Genomic DNA, 14,467 nt, shown 5'->3' on the forward strand with positions numbered 1-14,467 from the left:
ACAAGCAAAAGAGCGGCAACGTCACAAGCCCCTCACGTCAGCACCTTCACCCCGCCGAACGACGTCACGCGCCCCTCTTTCAGCATCACGATTTGCGTGGCGAGCTGGCGCAACTCGGCGACGTCGTGGCTGACATAGACCATGGGGACGTTGGCCTCATCCCGCAGCCGCACCAGATAGGGCAGGATCTCGAGCTTGCGGCCTTCGTCGAGCGCGCCGAGCGGCTCGTCGAGCAGCAGCAGGCGCGGTTTGGACAACAGCGCGCGGCCGAGCGCGACGCGCTGGCGCTCGCCGCCGGAGAGTTTTCCCGGACGGCGGTCAAGCAAGGCGCCGATGTCGAGCAGGTCGATGACGCGCCTGTGCTGGGCAGGATCGGGCGCAAGGCGGTTCATCCGTCGTCCATAGTCGAGATTCTGCGCAACGTTGAGATGCGGGAACAGCCGCGCGTCCTGGAACACATAGCCGATGCGGCGGCGCCAGGGCGGCACATGAATGCCGGCCGCGGTGTCGTCCACGGTCTCGCCGTCGATCACGATGGTGCCGCGGTCGGGCCGCAAGAGCCCGGCGATCATGTTGACCAGCGAGGTCTTGCCGGCGCCTGACGCACCGAACAGGCCGATGACGCGGCCTTCGCTGGTGAAGGATGCGGACAGCGAGAACTCGCCGAGCTGCTTTTCGACATCGACCCGCAGCATGGTCAATTCCCGTGCAATCGCGCGGTGGCGCGGCGGGCGAACCACTCGGCGGCAATCAGCGCACCCAGCGCCAGGATGACCGAGACGATCACGAGGCGGCCGGCGGCGGCATCGCCATCGGGCGTCTGGATCAGCGAATAGATCGCCGAGGAAATCGTCTGGGTCTCGCCGGGAATGTTGGAGACGAAGGTGATGGTCGCGCCGAACTCGCCGATCGCTTTCGCAAAGCCGAGCACCATGCCGGCGAGCACGCCGGGCAGCGCCAGCGGCAGCGTCACGGTGAAGAACACTTTCCACGGTGCCGCGCCCAGCGTCTCCGCGGCCTGCTCCAGCTTGCGATCGATCGCCTCGATCGACAGCCGCATCGGGCGCACCAGCAGCGGAAACGACATCACGCCGCAGGCCAGCGCGGCGCCGGTCCAGCGGAATGCGAAGACGATGCCGAGATGGTCGGCGAGAAAGCCGCCGACGAGGCCGCGGCGGCCGAAGGTGAGAAGCAGCAGATAGCCGGTCACGACCGGCGGCAGCACCAGCGGCAGGTGCACCAGCGCATCGAGCAGCGACTTGCCCCAGAAATCGCGTCGCGCGAGCAGCCATGCCAGCGCAATGCCGAACGGCGTCGCCACCAGCGTCGCGATCACGGCGACCCTGAGCGAGAGCAGGATCGCAGTCCATTCGGCAGGTGAGATCTCGGACATCAAGTCGCAGATATCACGTCGTGGGGCTGATCAGGAACTTGAAGCCGTATTTTTCCAGGATCGTCTTGGCCGCGGTCGAGCGCAGGAAGGCGAGATAGTCGCTGGTCTCGCCCTTCGCGGTCACGGTCGCGGCAACGGGATAGATGATCGCGGGATGCGAATCCGCCGGGAAGGTGCCGACGATCTTCACGCCCGGCTCGACCTTGGCGTCGGTCGAATAGACGATGCCGAGATCGGCCTCGCCGCGGGCGACCAGCGTCAGCGCGGCGCGCACGCTCTCGGCCATGGCGAATTTCGGCTCGGCCGCCTGCCACGCGCCGAGCTTCTCCAGTGCAGCCTTGGCATATTTGCCTGCTGGCACCGACTTGACGTCGCCGGTCGCGATCCTGCCGTCGCCCGCGAGCTTGGCGAGGTCGAAGCCCTGCGCGATGGTGACGTTGTCGATCTTGGAATCCTTCGGCGCGATCAGCACGATGCTGTTGCCGAGCAGGTTGACTCTGGAAGGCTCGTTGATGGTCTTCCTGGAGATCGCGTAGTCCATCCAGTCGGTGTCGGCGGAGACGAACACGTCGGCGGGCGCGCCCTGCTCGATCTGCTTGGCGAGCACCGAGCTTGCGGCATAGCTGACGCTGAACTTGACGCCGGTCTTCGCGGTGTAGGCCGCGTCGATCTCGTCGAGCGCGTTCTTCATCGAGGCGGCGGCGAACACGGTGATGGTCTTGTCCTCGGCGGCGGCGGGCGACAAAGCCGCGAGCAAAACGATGAAGGCGGAAAAAAATACGGAAAGGCGGGACATCGGGAGCGCTCCATGCGCGCCTGCGCGCGCCAATAGCGCACGCAAGACGGCGTTGGTTGAGTCAGGGGTGCGATCGGCGGACGCGCTGTTCCGGGGAGCCCGACGGACTTACGGTCCCTCGGGATATCGCTGGGCGCGACCATAACAGGCTGGCGGAACAGGTCAAAGGCGACCTTTGGTCCGACCCTTGCCTACTCGCTCGGCAGGATCGCGATCGAGATAAAATTGTCCCTGGCGCCGCTGACCTGGAGCACCAAGGGCTGCGCCGACAGCTCGTATTTCATGGTCTTGCGGATGCCGTCGCAATCGGTCGCGCCGCTGAAGGCCACGGGCTTGAGGACATGCCCGTCCTGCACCACGTCGACCCAGGCGCCGGCCGACAGGCTGATCGTGTAGAGCCCGGCTTTCGTTGTCTTGATGCCGGTGAAGCCGGCAAAGGTGCCGTCCTTTGGCGCCCGCTCCGGCGGCGTGGGCAGCTTTGCTTCGCTCGGGGCGACCAGCCCCAGCGTAATGGCCGATGACGGCAGCGCGGCCTGTTCGCTCCCCGAAACGAGCTTCGCACGGTCCGGCGCCGTCAGCGCGGCGCGCTCGCGCTCGATCGGCCATTTGAACTTGTCGCAGCCGCTCGGCTCTTCGGCGGCCAGAGCGGAGGCCGCACCGAGCGTGAGCGCGGCGAGGAAGGTGAGGATGCGCATGTCAAATCTCATCGTTGGCCACGCGAAAGACGCGGGGCTTGCGGTCAGGCTTGTTGAAGAACGGGATGCGCGTCCCGAGATGCCGCGGGCTTACGGCGCGGCGGCAGGCCGATACTAGCGTATTTGGCTGGTGCGAACCAATCAACTCGTTCGTCAGCCCGGGCCGCGCGCCCCAATCACCACTGTCGTCCCGGACAAGCGCAGCGAAGCGGAGCGCAGATCCGGGATCCATAGCCACAGGCGGGTGTGGTCACGGGGGTTCTGAGTTGCCAGCTCGCGCCACAACCACTCCCTGTGGTTATGAATCCCGTGCTCGCTTCGCGCCCCGGGACGACGGCGGAGAGCGTTACGGCTTCGCATCGCCGGCGTGCAGCACGACCTTGCACGCCGCCGGCATCTGCGCCAGCGTCATCGGCGGTTTCGGTTTTGGCGGCTCCGGCGGCGGCTTGGGGTGCAGCACGGCATCAGAGAACCAGTAGGCGAGATCGGCCTCCTTGCAGCCTTCGTCCTCGGACTGCGACGGCTGGCCCTCGCATTCGCCGGCGCCCGGCGGGCAGCGCATGCGGATGTGGAAGTGATAGTCATGGCCCCACCATGGCCGGATCTTCGACAGCCAGGAGCGGTCGCCCTTGGCCTCGCGGCACAGCGCCTTCTTGATCGCGGCATTGACGAAGATGCGCTGCACCGCCGGCTCCTGCGCGGCGTCGCGCAGCACCAGCACGTGGGACGGCGTGAACACCTTCGGGTCGATGTCGAGCCGGTCCGGGCGCACCATCATCACCGCGGACATTTCCTCGCGCTCCTCGCGCGAGAGCCGATGGTCGGGCATCGGCGTCAGCCAGATGTCGGCATCGAGGCCGATCTGATGGCTGGCATGGCCCGACAGCGCCGGCCCGCCGCGCGGCTGGGCGATGTCGCCGACCAGGATGCCCGGCCAGCCCGCGTCCTTGTGCGCCCTGGCCGCGAGCCGCTTGATCAGCGCGATCATCTCGGGGTGGCCGAAATTGCGATTGCGCGACAGCCGCATCACCTGCCAATTGTCGCCGTTCAGCGGCATCCGTTCGGCGCCGCCGATGCAGCCTTTGGTGTAGGAGCCGATGACATGTGCCGGCCCCTTCGAGGGCAGCAGCTTTCGCGCGAACAGCTCCTTGGCGCCGGTGCTGGGATCGTTGGGGTTGGCGAGCGGCGGCAGCGGCTTTGGGTTCACGCTGCCCTTGTCCTGGGCCAGCGCGCCGCCGGCGGTCAGGAGTGTCGCGAAAAGCAGGAGAGGGACGAGGCGGCGGGGACTCATGCTGATCACCTTATAGCCCAACGCTGCGTCAGGGTTAAGAATTAGGCTTTCGACCGGCCCCGCCTCACGGTGTCTTTACAGCCGCAGTCCGGCCCCGACACCGTGCTGGCCGGACAAAAGGCTGCGGGGCTTTGGTCATGAACGGGCAATGTGCACGGCTCGCGATGCGGGTCGTGACTGCGGCGTTTGTGCTGGCGGGATATTGCGTGACGCCGGCGCGGGCCGACCTCAGGGTGGATATCGACAAATCGTCACAGCGCATGTCGGTGCGTGTCGACGGCGCGCCGCGCTACAGCTGGCCGGTGTCGACCGGCTGCAGCGGCTACGGCACGCCGAGCGACACCTTCCATCCGCAGGCGATGATGCGGCGCTACTTCTCGCGCAGGTACTACAATTCGCCGATGCCGCACGCGATCTTCTTCCATTACGGCTTCGCCATTCACGGCACGACCGACATTTACCGCCTGGGCGGGCCGGCCTCGCATGGCTGTGTCCGCCTGCATCCCGCGCATGCGGCCGCCCTGTTCGCGCTGGTCCAGCGCGAGGGTGCGCGCAACACCACGATCCGTATTTCCAATTAGACCATCACAAAGTCGCATGCCGGCCAGCCGATTCTTAACGGCCCGATAACCGTATCCTGCATTGACCAAAATTCGTGCTCGGCGCGCGGAATAACCGCGGTCGGCATGCAATCGCGCGCGATTTCGGAAATGATTCAAGCGCGCGCGCAATTTTGCGTCAGCGCGCCGTCCGATTGCGACGGCGAAACGGGTTTGCTGCGCCCGCCGAGGCTTTCACGCCTCGCAAACAGGCACGGCTGCGGGTGCATGCGAGCCGCGGTGCCGGCGAAGATTACTTTTTTTTCAGACACTTGCCCCAAGACTGCCTCAAGACTTGCGGCCGCAGGGCGCGACTGGGACATGTGAAGTTGAGTTTGGGGTCTCGAAAACCAGGAAAGCGAAAGCGCAACGTGCGTGCTGCGGCCGGCGAGCGGCCGCGCAAGCCGCGTTTCGCGCGCGCCTCGCATCGGCCCGCCAGGCACGACGAACTCGTGCAGAGCCGCGCGGAAGCCGAAGCGGCCATCATCGAGGCGCGCAAATCGCACGAACGGCTGCGCCAGGCCGTCGACCTGCTGCCGCAGGGCATCGTGATTCTCGACCCCGAAGGCCGCTACGTTCTCTGGAACAAGCAATATTCCGAGATCTACAGCAAGACCGCCGATCTGTTCGCGGAGGGCGCGCGCCTCGAAGACACGCTGCGCGTCGGCGTCGCCCGCGGCGACTATCCGGAAGCCGCAGGCCACGAGGAAGAGTGGATCGCCCAGCGGCTGGAGAAGCTCTATCAGCCGGGCGCACGTCACGAGCAGACGCTGTCGGACGGCCGTGTCATCCTGATCGAGGAGCGCCGCACCGACGACGGCGGCGTCGTCGGCCTGCGCGTCGACATCACCGAGTTGAAGCAGCGCGAGGCCTCGTTCCGCCTGCTGTTCGACGGCAATCCCGTCCCCATGATCGTCTGTGCGCTCGACGACGAGCGCATCCTCGGTGTCAACGACGCCGCGGTCGCCCATTACGGCTATAGCCGCACCGAGTTCGAGAAGCTGAAGATCCGGTCCTTGCAGGCCTTCGACAGCGAGCCGCCCTGGACCACCGACCGCTCCAGCGACGAGCAGGCCGCACGCACCTGGAAGCATGTCAAGGCCGACGGCGCGCTGATCGACCTTGCGATCTATTCGCGCGAATTGACCTATGCCGAGCGGCCCGCGGTGCTGCTCGCGCTGATGGACATCACCGAGCGCAAGCGCGCCGAGGCGCGGCTGGCCTTCATGGCCCAGCATGACGGGCTCACCGGCCTGCCGAACCGCAACCTGCTGCGCCAGCAGGTCGACGAGATGCTGCTGCACACGCGCCGCAGTTCCGAGAAGGTCGCGGTGCTGATGCTGGGGCTGGACAATTTCAAGGCGGTCAACGAGACGCTGGGACACGCCGTCGGCGACAAGCTGTTGCGCGGTGTCGCCAAGCGGCTGCGCTCCACCTTGCGCGAAGAGGACGCGCTGGCGCGGCTCAATTCCGACGAGTTCGCGATCGTGCAGAGCGGGCTGACCCGTCCCGAGGACGCGGTGATGCTGGCCAAGCGCCTGCTGGAGGCCATCGCCGATCCCTATCTGCTCGACGGCCATTCCGTGGTGATCGGCGCCTCCATCGGCATCGCGATGGCGCCGGCCGACGGCGACGATTCCGAAAAGCTGCTCAAGAGCGCCGACATGGCGCTGTCGCGCGCCAAGCTGGACGCGCGCGGCACCTTCGCCTTCTTCGAGGCGGCGCTGCATGCGAAAGCGCAGAGCCGGCGCAAGATCGAGGTCGAGCTGCGCGACGCGATCCAGAACGACGTGCTGCGGCCATACTACCAGCCGCTGATCGACCTCTCGAGCGGCCGCATCACCGGCTTCGAGGCGCTGGTGCGCTGGCCGCATGCCGAGCGCGGCATGGTCTCGCCGGCGGAGTTCATCCCCGTCGCCGAGGAAACCGGCCTGATCAATCCGCTCGGCGGCTTGATGCTGCGCCGCGCCTGCCTCGACGCCGCGACCTGGCCCGACGACGTCCGCGTCGCCGTCAATCTGTCGCCGCTCCAGTTCCGCAGCGGCAACCTGCTCTCGATGGTGACGGACGCGCTGAAACATTCCGGCCTGCCGCCGCGGCGGCTGGAGCTCGAGATCACCGAGACGCTGCTGCTGGAGAAGAGCGCCCAGGTGCTGGCGACGCTGCATGCGCTGCGCGCGCTCGGGGTACGCATCTCGATGGACGATTTCGGCACCGGCTATTCCAGCCTCAGCTATCTGCGCAGCTTCCCCTTCGACAAGATCAAGATCGACCAGTCCTTCGTGCGCGATCTCGGGGCCAACCGCGAGGCCCAGGCGATCATCCGCTCCATCGTCAGCCTCGGCAAAGGTCTTGGCGTCACCATCACCGCCGAAGGCGTCGAGACCGAGGCCGAGCTGAGCTGCCTCAGGGCCGAAGGCTGCGACGAAGGCCAGGGTTTTCTGTTCAGCAAGGCCCGCCCCAATATCGAGATCATCAGCCTGCTCGCCGCGCAGCGCGGCATCGATGCCGCCGACGAGGAAGACGCCGCGATGGTGGCGTGATCGTCATGCTCCTCTGGCCATTCTTCGCAGCTCACCGTGAATTCCCAATGTAAGGGACGCGCCACTCTCTCGGTTAACCTCTCCGGCTTGCGGGAGAGGTCGCGCCGAAGGCGCGGGTGAGGGTTCTCTCCTCTTGGGGGTTCTCGATTCTGGAGCCACCCTCTCCCCAACCCTCTCAGCGCGAGCGAAGCTCGTCGCGACCCCGCAAGCGGGGGAGGGAGCGCACCGGCCTTGCGGCTATCACTCCGCCTCACTCGCTCGCCAAAATCGCCTTCCCGACATCCTCGTAATGCGTGTCGCGCGCCTGGATCTGCTGCGCGATCGCGTGCATGTCGCGGAACCGCCGTTCGAACGGATTGCTGCGGAACACGGCCGTGGCGCCGGCCATGTGGTAGGCGGCGTCCACCACCTTGGCCGACTGGTGGATGGTCCAGGTCGCGGCGAGGCGAACCGCGCTGCGATGCGCCGCGCTGAATTCACCGGTCGCGCTGAGATCGCGCCACATCGCGTTTGCGGTCGCATGGAGATAGGCGCGCGCGGCGCGAAGGTCGCCCTCAGTGCGGCCGATCAGGCCCTGAACCGACTGGTTGTCGCGCATGGCGCTTGCCGCCAGCGACTGGTGCTTGCCGCGCGCCAGTGCGATCGCCGCATCCAGCGTGGCGCGCGCCACGCCGAGCGACACTGCGGCAAAGCCGAGGCTGAAGGTCGAGCCGGTGCCGATCCTGTAGAGCGGTCCCTTCTCGCGCAGCGCCGACGGCACGTCACGGAACGCGGTGAAGCGCTCGGGGATGAAGAGGTCGCTCACCTCATAGGAATCCGTGCCGGTGCCGGCGAGCCCGATCGCCTGCCACACGTCGTGCAGCACGGCGCTCTCTGCCGGAAACAGGATGGTGCGCACCTCCGGCGAGCCGTCGGCATTCTTGCGCGACACGCCGTCCGCGCTGGCGATGCGGACATGCGCCCCTAGCCAGTTCGCCTGCCGCGAGCCCGAGGCAAAATCCCAGCGCGCGGTGACGCGATAGCCGCCCTCGACCGCGCGCGCCTCATGTGCGATCGCACCCCAGGCGAGGATGCCCGGCTGTGTGTTGAAGATCTCGTGCGCGGTGTCGCGGTCGAGCGAGGCCGCGATCATCGCGCAGACGCAGCACTGGCCGAGACACCAGGCCGTGGAGGCGTCCGCCTTCGCGATCTCCTCCAGCATCTGCATGAAGCCTTCGATCGGAACCTCGGCGCCGCCAAGGCTCTGCGGCAGCAGCGCGCGATAGAGCCCGTTCTCGACCAGCGCTGAAACGACGGCCGGCGTCAGTCGCCGCGTCCGCTCGATCTCGTCGGCCTCGCCAGCGATCAGTGGTGCGATGGCCCGCGCCCGCTCAACCAGGCCAAACCCGCGAGTTGCGTTCATCTGCGTTTCCTCGCCCATTCTGCCGTGAGCGGTAAGACAAGCGATGGTGGTCTATTTGGCAGGGAGGATCAAGATTGCCCGCGCTCGCTCGCCCCAGGGCGAGGTCGGTTGCGGTCCCGGAACGCCATCGCCCGACGCTCAGTCGTTCGGCAGCCACCACCCGAAGATCGCGACGACGAGGCACGCCAAAAGGCAGATGGCCTGATGGCCCATTTCCATCCAGTACTGGACCGGCGCGGTGTCCCTCTGGAAAACCTGCCGCGACCAGTCCAGCAGCCAGTCCACGAGATCGGGACTGAAGGCCCTGATTTGCCTCTCGGTATAGCCGTCGCGCAGCATGCGGCTGCAATCGACGCACAGATAGATCGCGACGATTCGGGCGACGATCTCACACAGGAAAAACCGCATGCATGCACCCGCTTTATCCGTATCGCGCATCCATCTGCGAGAAACGGCGGCTATTGCAGTGGCACGACCTTGTTTGGTGTAGCCGGACTTGCGGCTGGTTCAATCGCGTCATGGCGAGCGTCCGCGTCTTCGTCTACGATCCATCGAGCGAGTTTTGGGAGACGCCGGGATGCGAACCATTGGCCTGATCGGAGGCATGAGCTGGGAGAGCACCGCGCTCTATTACAAGCTGATCAACGAGCGTGTCCGCGACCGCATGGGCAAGCTGCATTCGGCCCCGTTGCTGATGTATTCCTACGATTTTCAGGAGATCAAGGAGATGCAGTACGCCGGCCGCTGGCAGGAGGCCGCAAGCAGCCTCGCCGAGGTCGCGCAACGCCTGGAAAGCGCCGGCGCGCGGGCGATCGTATTGTGCACCAACACGATGCACAAGCTGGCGCCCGAGATCGTGGCGAAGCTGACCATTCCCTTCGTCCATATCGGCGACTCAACGGCACAGCGCATCCGGTCCAAAGGATACCGGCGCGTCGGGTTGCTCGGCACGAAGTTCACGATGGAGGAAGACTTCTACATCGACCGGCTGCGCGCGCATGATCTCGACGTCCTGGTTCCTCCCGCCGAGGCGCGGGCCGACGTCAACCGCATCATCTACGACGAGCTGTGCCTTGGAAACGTCGCCGCCCCCTCGCGTTGCCGCTATCAGGAGGTGATGGCGGCGCTGGTCGCCCGTGGTGCAGAGTGCATCATCCTCGGCTGCACCGAGATCACGATGCTGGTCGGGCAGGGCGACACGACGGTCGAGACGTTCGACACGACGGCGATCCACGCCGAGACAGCGGCTGATTTCGCGATCGGATGATGGATGTCTCGGTGGCGCGAGAGGTCTGTCATCTGAAGCGCAGAATTCGACCGACGTCGGCGATGGGCCACATGCTGACACCGTCTACCCGTAATGATAGCATGCCTCCCGTCACCGGTCTGCGAGGTTGTTCTCATAAACGCACACAAACAAAAATGTGTGAGGAGACAAGTACGATGAATTGGGGAGCACTCAGCAAGCCCCGCGGTTGCCGGGGGCTTTTCTTGCCTGTCATTCTCGCCTCCGCGCTCTGGGCGCCCCTGGCCTGCGCACAGGACGTCCGAAGCTTTCCCGGCGAGGCGGGACCGGTCTTTTCGGAGAGCGGCCCCGATGCCGAGCTCTACGGCGCGGCGTCCGGCTATCCGGTCGGCACGCGGGGGACCACCACCCAGCTCGACAAGCTCGTCGGCGTCTACAGCCATTTCGGCGAGATCTATCCTTCGCGCCCGATCGGTCGGGCGACGGCGCCCTGGCAGTTCAAGCGCGCGCCGGAGCCATCGATCGCCTACAGTTTCGGTACGGAACGGCTGAGCATCGCGGATTACCTCAAACGCAACCCGGTGACGGGACTCCTGATCGCCCGGGACGACACAATCCTGTACGAGCACTATCAATATGCGCGGACCGACCACGACCGCTTTCTCTCGCAGTCCATGGCCAAGACGCTGGTGGGCATGCTGGTCGGGATCGCGGTCTCGGAGGGACGGATCAAGTCGATCGACGACCCCGTCTCGACCTACGTCTCCGGCCTTGCGGGAACGGAATATGGAAACACCTCCATCCGGGCCCTGCTGAACATGTCGTCGGGCGTCGAATTTTCCGAGGTCTATGACGGGCACGATGACATAGCCCGGCTTGGGCGAGCCCTGTTCGTTGAAGAGCCGAAAGATCCCGCCGCCGTCGTCGCACAATTCAATACAAGAACCGCACCGCCGGGGACCCGATGGCACTATGCCAGTGTGGAAACCGAGATCTTGGGCCTGGTCCTGCGCTCCGCGACGGGCACGCCGGTTGCCGACTATCTCCACGACCGGATCTGGGATGCCATCGGCACCGAAGCGGATGCCTCATGGGCGATCGACGGCAGCGGGCAGGAGATCGCCTTTTGCTGCTTCAACGCAACCTTGCGCGACTATGCGCGCCTCGCCCGGCTGCTCGCGCATGACGGCGCCTGGGAAGGCCGTCAGTTGATCCCCCGGCAATGGCTGCTGGATGCCACGACCGTCAGGCCAGACGACGGTCATCTCGCTCCGCGCGTGGCCACACCCTATTTCGGCTACGGCTATCAGGTGTGGCTCCTGCCCGGCGAGCAGCGCAGATTTGCCCTGCTCGGCATCCGCGGTCAGGTCATCCTGGTCGATCCGGCCTCGAAGCTCGTCATGGTGCACACCGCCGTTCGCCAGAAGCCGTCCGAACCGGGAGCCCTCAGGGAGCCGCTTGCGTTGTGGTCCGCCGTGCTTCAACAGCTCGGGCAATGATCTGACAGCGCCTTGGACCTCATGACCGCGCATTTGCTCGCCCTTCAGTGTGACGGGTTTGCTTTTTCTGGACATTCACGACACGACCATGTCGGCACGGACCAGTCTCGATCGTCCTTGGATGGACCTCGCACACGTCAGTGATGCCGTCACCTCGACCGTCAAAATCGAACCAGGAGCAATGTTCATGAGGATCACCGTCGAAACCACCGTGGCAGCCCCCATCGATCAGGTCTGGCGTGCCTATACGACGCCTGCCGACATCGTGAAGTGGAACGCGGCGTCCGACGACTGGCATACGACCAAGGCGACGGTCGACCTGCGAGAAGGCGGCATCTTCTCGTCTCGCATGGAGGCCAAGGACGGCAGCATGGGCTTTGACTTCGCCGGCACCTACACCAAGATCGTCGAACACAAGCTGATCGAATATGCGTTCGGCGATCGCAAGGCCGAGGTTGAGTTCGTGCCGGGCTCGAATGGCATTGTCGTCCGCGTTGTCTTCGATAGCGAGCCGACCCACTCGGTCGAGCAGCAGCAAGGCGGCTGGCAGGCGATCCTCGACAACTTCGCGCGATACGTCGAAGCGAAGCAGAAGACGTCGTGAAGCCGCGCGGGGGCACGAGATGGAGGTCCCTGACGGGCGTCGTCGGCTTTCCGGGCGGAGCACCTGACAGGAACTGAACAGTCGGGGAATAGCCGGCTTGGGGGCAACCGCGTCGGTTTACCCCTCAGCCGGCGACCTCCGGCTTGCGCCGGGCTCCGGACAAGCCGCTGCGTTGCGCTCGCCGACGCGGTGGCCAAGAGCCGACTAGGCGCTGTGTCACCGCTTTAGGAAACGCGGACACTGGCTTTCCGTACGCCCGATCATCGAGAGTTGGAACGAAGCGCTCGCTATCCAGCGGAGAAATCTCTTTCATCGCCGCAAGTCTATCCCCGTCGCCTCAATTGCAGACTTCCCGGGTCCCTTCAGCGACCGTCACGCCCTGCCCGGACCTTGCATAGCCGAGCTTGCATCCCGGACGTACTGGGCGGCATCCCGCCGCATTGCAAACCATCTGGCCGGTGCTCTGCGGCTTGGTCGGTGCCGATTCAACCTGCTTGCGCTGCTCGTCTCGTCCCTTTGCATTCTCGCGCGCGGCCGTGGGTTTCCTCTCCGGGATCTTCTCGCATTCGTTGTCGTCGTTGACGCGGGAGCCGGCGCGGCATGTGATCTTGACGCAGGCATCGCCGTCGGCCCTGAAGCCATGGTCGCACACCAGCGGGCAGACCCGGCCCGGCTTCGCCTTGATGGCGTCCAGCGCGTCGAAGCTGGCGAGCTTGGCGTCGAGTTTCGTTCCTGCATACTTGTTGAACAGCGTCAGCGAGCGCTGCGACGTCGCATTCCAGTCACCGTCAGCCGACGCAGTCAGGCACCCGACCCGGCGCAATTCCGACTGCACCGATTTCGCGACCTCCTGGGGTGACATGGCAGGCTGCGCCGACGGCGGCGCGAGCGCCGCGACCTTCTGTTCGCCACCCGCGCCTTCCGGCTTCTCGGCAGCCTTTTTCGCCGCCAGCTCTGCGGCGGCTTTCTCGGCAGCGGCTTTGTCGGCGGCCTGTTTGTCCGCAAGAGCCTTCTCGGCTGCCTGCTTGTCGGCGAGCGCTTTGGCTGCTGCGGCCTCGGCCTCTTTCCTGCGCTGCTCGGCCGCGGCGGCCTTGGCCTCTTCGACCTGCTTGGCCTTCTCAGCCGCAATCCGCGCATCTTCGGCGGCCTTGGCGGCTGCCGCCGCCCTATCTTGCTCCGCCTTCCTGGCCCGCTCCGCCGCAAGCCGCGCTTTCTCGTCTTCGGCCTGCCGCGCCTTATCGGCGGCGGCGGCGCGCGTCTCCTCTGCTGCGATTCGGTTCAATTGCCCCTTGGCCAGGCTGGCGTAGAACCCGTCGGCATACTTCGCGAGGAAAGCCGTCCAAACCTCTCTCGTGCCGATCTGCAGCGCGAGCTCATAATCCCGACGGACGGCGTCATCGGGACTCGCCTGAGGCCCGGATGCGGCTGCCGGCTTGGCCTGGACCAGGGGGACGTCGTCACCGCCCAGCGAACCATAGACATACGGCTCCTGCTTGTAGCCGGTGTTCTTGAGGACATCGTCGCGCACGAAGCCGAAGGCCTTGCGCAGGTCGAGGCCCGGTGTGGGCAGACGCTCGACGAGCGCGGCCGCGAACGGGCTGTTCTTCGAGTCGCCATCGGAGGCGGTCGAGCCCGCCTTCGCAGCGTAGGCGATCATGGTGTTCGAACTGGTCGGCTCGACCTTGGCAAGACCACGTCCGATAGCGCGGGCGGCAACCGTGCGCTTCATTGTCTTGGCAAAGGGATTGTCGCGGCAGGCGTCGAGAATGACGAGGCGGAGCTGTTTGGCCGGTTCGATGGCAAACAACACTCGGTCGAGCGGAAACGCCTCGTCGAACACGTCGTTGTCCGTCTCCAGGGCAGCATCGGTCGGGATCAGGTAGTTGTTGCCGTCCAACTCGATCCCGTGGCCGGCGTAATAGATGACGGCGACTTCCGCCTCGCGAGCCTTGCCTGCAAACTCGCGAAGCGCCTTGCGCATATCGACCACGCTGAGGTCGAGCTTGACGTCGACGCTGTCGAACCCGGCCTTCTTGAACATGCCACCGACCAGGGCGGCATCATTCACCGGGTTCGCAAGCCTCGGCACGCTCTTGTAGGCCGAATTGCCAATAACGAGCGCGACGCGGCGCTCGGCGTGCGCCGAACCGCAGGTTAGCCAGACGACAAATAACAATGAAAACCAGCGAAATGCGCCCATCGCAGCCCCGAACATCACGTGCGCAGCGTATGCGGAGCCTGCCGAAAGGCAAGTATTGGATCTGTGATGTTGATCACTCAGGCCTTCGGCATGTTGCCTCCGGTGCCTCCTGAGGGGCGCCCGCGTCGCACCCGCTGCCATGATGCCATCATGCCCCTGTTTTGCCCGACGGGTCAAATCGATTTCGTAAAATCGAAAA

The 14,467-nt window shown here is 65.5% G+C and carries 13 protein-coding genes; 5 read left to right on the forward strand and 8 right to left on the reverse strand.

Going from position 1 to position 14,467, the window contains the following annotated elements; all coding sequences use genetic code 11:
- Positions 1–32 precede the first annotated feature (32 nt).
- From modC to mepA, 5 genes are all read right to left on the reverse strand, one after another.
- Positions 33–695, reverse strand: coding sequence for a molybdenum ABC transporter ATP-binding protein (gene modC, locus AB5K84_RS05245; protein WP_011090883.1), 663 nt, complete (start codon positions 693–695; stop codon positions 33–35).
- A 2-nt stretch (positions 696–697) separates the two neighbouring features.
- Positions 698–1,393 carry a molybdate ABC transporter permease subunit gene (gene modB / locus AB5K84_RS05250; protein WP_011090882.1) on the reverse strand — a complete coding sequence of 232 codons (696 nt, stop codon included), beginning with the start codon at positions 1,391–1,393 and terminating at the stop codon, positions 698–700.
- A 13-nt stretch (positions 1,394–1,406) separates the two neighbouring features.
- A complete protein-coding gene (gene modA, locus AB5K84_RS05255) occupies positions 1,407–2,189 on the reverse strand; it encodes a molybdate ABC transporter substrate-binding protein (RefSeq protein ID WP_011090881.1) in 783 nt (260 codons plus the stop codon).
- A gap of 191 nt (positions 2,190–2,380) precedes the next feature.
- On the reverse strand, positions 2,381–2,884 hold the full coding sequence (locus AB5K84_RS05260) for a hypothetical protein (RefSeq protein ID WP_038967700.1): 504 nt from the start codon (positions 2,882–2,884) through the stop codon (positions 2,381–2,383).
- A gap of 346 nt (positions 2,885–3,230) precedes the next feature.
- Entirely contained in the window at positions 3,231–4,175 is a 945-nt protein-coding gene (mepA, locus tag AB5K84_RS05265) for a penicillin-insensitive murein endopeptidase (RefSeq protein WP_038967706.1), read from the reverse strand.
- Positions 4,176–4,312: 137 nt separating this feature from the next.
- On the opposite strand from mepA, the gene AB5K84_RS05270 reads away from it, so the two are divergent.
- Together AB5K84_RS05270 and AB5K84_RS05275 are read left to right on the forward strand one after the other, a co-directional pair.
- Positions 4,313–4,756: a L,D-transpeptidase gene (locus AB5K84_RS05270; protein ID WP_011090878.1), complete on the forward strand. Its 444-nt coding sequence runs from the start codon at positions 4,313–4,315 to the stop codon at positions 4,754–4,756.
- Positions 4,757–5,145: 389 nt separating this feature from the next.
- Positions 5,146–7,317: an EAL domain-containing protein gene (locus AB5K84_RS05275; protein WP_038967702.1), complete on the forward strand. Its 2,172-nt coding sequence runs from the start codon at positions 5,146–5,148 to the stop codon at positions 7,315–7,317.
- A gap of 250 nt (positions 7,318–7,567) precedes the next feature.
- Here AB5K84_RS05275 and AB5K84_RS05280 read toward each other — a convergent pair whose 3' ends face one another.
- Both AB5K84_RS05280 and AB5K84_RS05285 read right to left on the reverse strand, forming a co-directional pair.
- Positions 7,568–8,719, reverse strand: coding sequence for an acyl-CoA dehydrogenase family protein (locus AB5K84_RS05280; RefSeq protein WP_038967707.1), 1,152 nt, complete (start codon positions 8,717–8,719; stop codon positions 7,568–7,570).
- 138 nt (positions 8,720–8,857) lie between these two features.
- Entirely contained in the window at positions 8,858–9,127 is a 270-nt protein-coding gene (locus tag AB5K84_RS05285; RefSeq protein WP_038967703.1) for a hypothetical protein, read from the reverse strand.
- Between the two features lie 169 nt (positions 9,128–9,296).
- Between AB5K84_RS05285 and AB5K84_RS05290 the strand changes: the two genes are divergently transcribed.
- The 3 genes from AB5K84_RS05290 to AB5K84_RS05300 all read left to right on the forward strand — a co-directional run bounded on the left by AB5K84_RS05290 (position 9,297) and on the right by AB5K84_RS05300 (position 12,068).
- Positions 9,297–9,986 (forward strand): aspartate/glutamate racemase family protein, encoded by a 690-nt coding sequence (locus AB5K84_RS05290; protein WP_011090875.1) that lies wholly within the window; start codon positions 9,297–9,299, stop codon positions 9,984–9,986.
- 224 nt (positions 9,987–10,210) lie between these two features.
- A complete protein-coding gene (locus tag AB5K84_RS05295) occupies positions 10,211–11,464 on the forward strand; it encodes a serine hydrolase domain-containing protein (protein ID WP_038967704.1) in 1,254 nt (417 codons plus the stop codon).
- Between the two features lie 187 nt (positions 11,465–11,651).
- Entirely contained in the window at positions 11,652–12,068 is a 417-nt protein-coding gene (locus tag AB5K84_RS05300) for an SRPBCC family protein (protein ID WP_038967708.1), read from the forward strand.
- A 337-nt stretch (positions 12,069–12,405) separates the two neighbouring features.
- Here the strand turns inward: AB5K84_RS05300 and AB5K84_RS05305 are convergent, their stop codons facing one another.
- On the reverse strand, positions 12,406–14,268 hold the full coding sequence (locus AB5K84_RS05305; protein ID WP_038967705.1) for a caspase family protein: 1,863 nt from the start codon (positions 14,266–14,268) through the stop codon (positions 12,406–12,408).
- Positions 14,269–14,467: the final 199 nt, after the last annotated feature.

It is taken from the genome of Bradyrhizobium sp. 1200_D9_N1_1, from assembly GCF_052075915.1.
Classification (GTDB): domain Bacteria; phylum Pseudomonadota; class Alphaproteobacteria; order Rhizobiales; family Xanthobacteraceae; genus Bradyrhizobium; species Bradyrhizobium diazoefficiens.

Bases quoted from the DNA above. Each gene is read 5' to 3' on its own strand.
- modA (WP_011090881.1), bottom strand. From the start codon at position 2,189: ATGTCCCGCCTTTCCGTATTTTTTTCCGCCTTCATCGTTTTGCTCGCG.
- AB5K84_RS05260 (WP_038967700.1), bottom strand. From the start codon at position 2,884: ATGCGCATCCTCACCTTCCTCGCCGCGCTCACGCTCGGTGCGGCCTCC.
- AB5K84_RS05285 (WP_038967703.1), bottom strand. From the start codon at position 9,127: ATGCGGTTTTTCCTGTGTGAGATCGTCGCCCGAATCGTCGCGATCTAT.
- AB5K84_RS05290 (WP_011090875.1), top strand. From the start codon at position 9,297: ATGCGAACCATTGGCCTGATCGGAGGCATGAGCTGGGAGAGCACCGCG.
- AB5K84_RS05270 (WP_011090878.1), top strand. From the start codon at position 4,313: ATGAACGGGCAATGTGCACGGCTCGCGATGCGGGTCGTGACTGCGGCG.
- AB5K84_RS05300 (WP_038967708.1), top strand. From the start codon at position 11,652: ATGAGGATCACCGTCGAAACCACCGTGGCAGCCCCCATCGATCAGGTC.
- modB (WP_011090882.1), bottom strand. From the start codon at position 1,393: ATGTCCGAGATCTCACCTGCCGAATGGACTGCGATCCTGCTCTCGCTC.
- AB5K84_RS05280 (WP_038967707.1), bottom strand. From the start codon at position 8,719: ATGAACGCAACTCGCGGGTTTGGCCTGGTTGAGCGGGCGCGGGCCATC.
- mepA (WP_038967706.1), bottom strand. From the start codon at position 4,175: ATGAGTCCCCGCCGCCTCGTCCCTCTCCTGCTTTTCGCGACACTCCTG.
- modC (WP_011090883.1), bottom strand. From the start codon at position 695: ATGCTGCGGGTCGATGTCGAAAAGCAGCTCGGCGAGTTCTCGCTGTCC.
- AB5K84_RS05305 (WP_038967705.1), bottom strand. From the start codon at position 14,268: ATGGGCGCATTTCGCTGGTTTTCATTGTTATTTGTCGTCTGGCTAACC.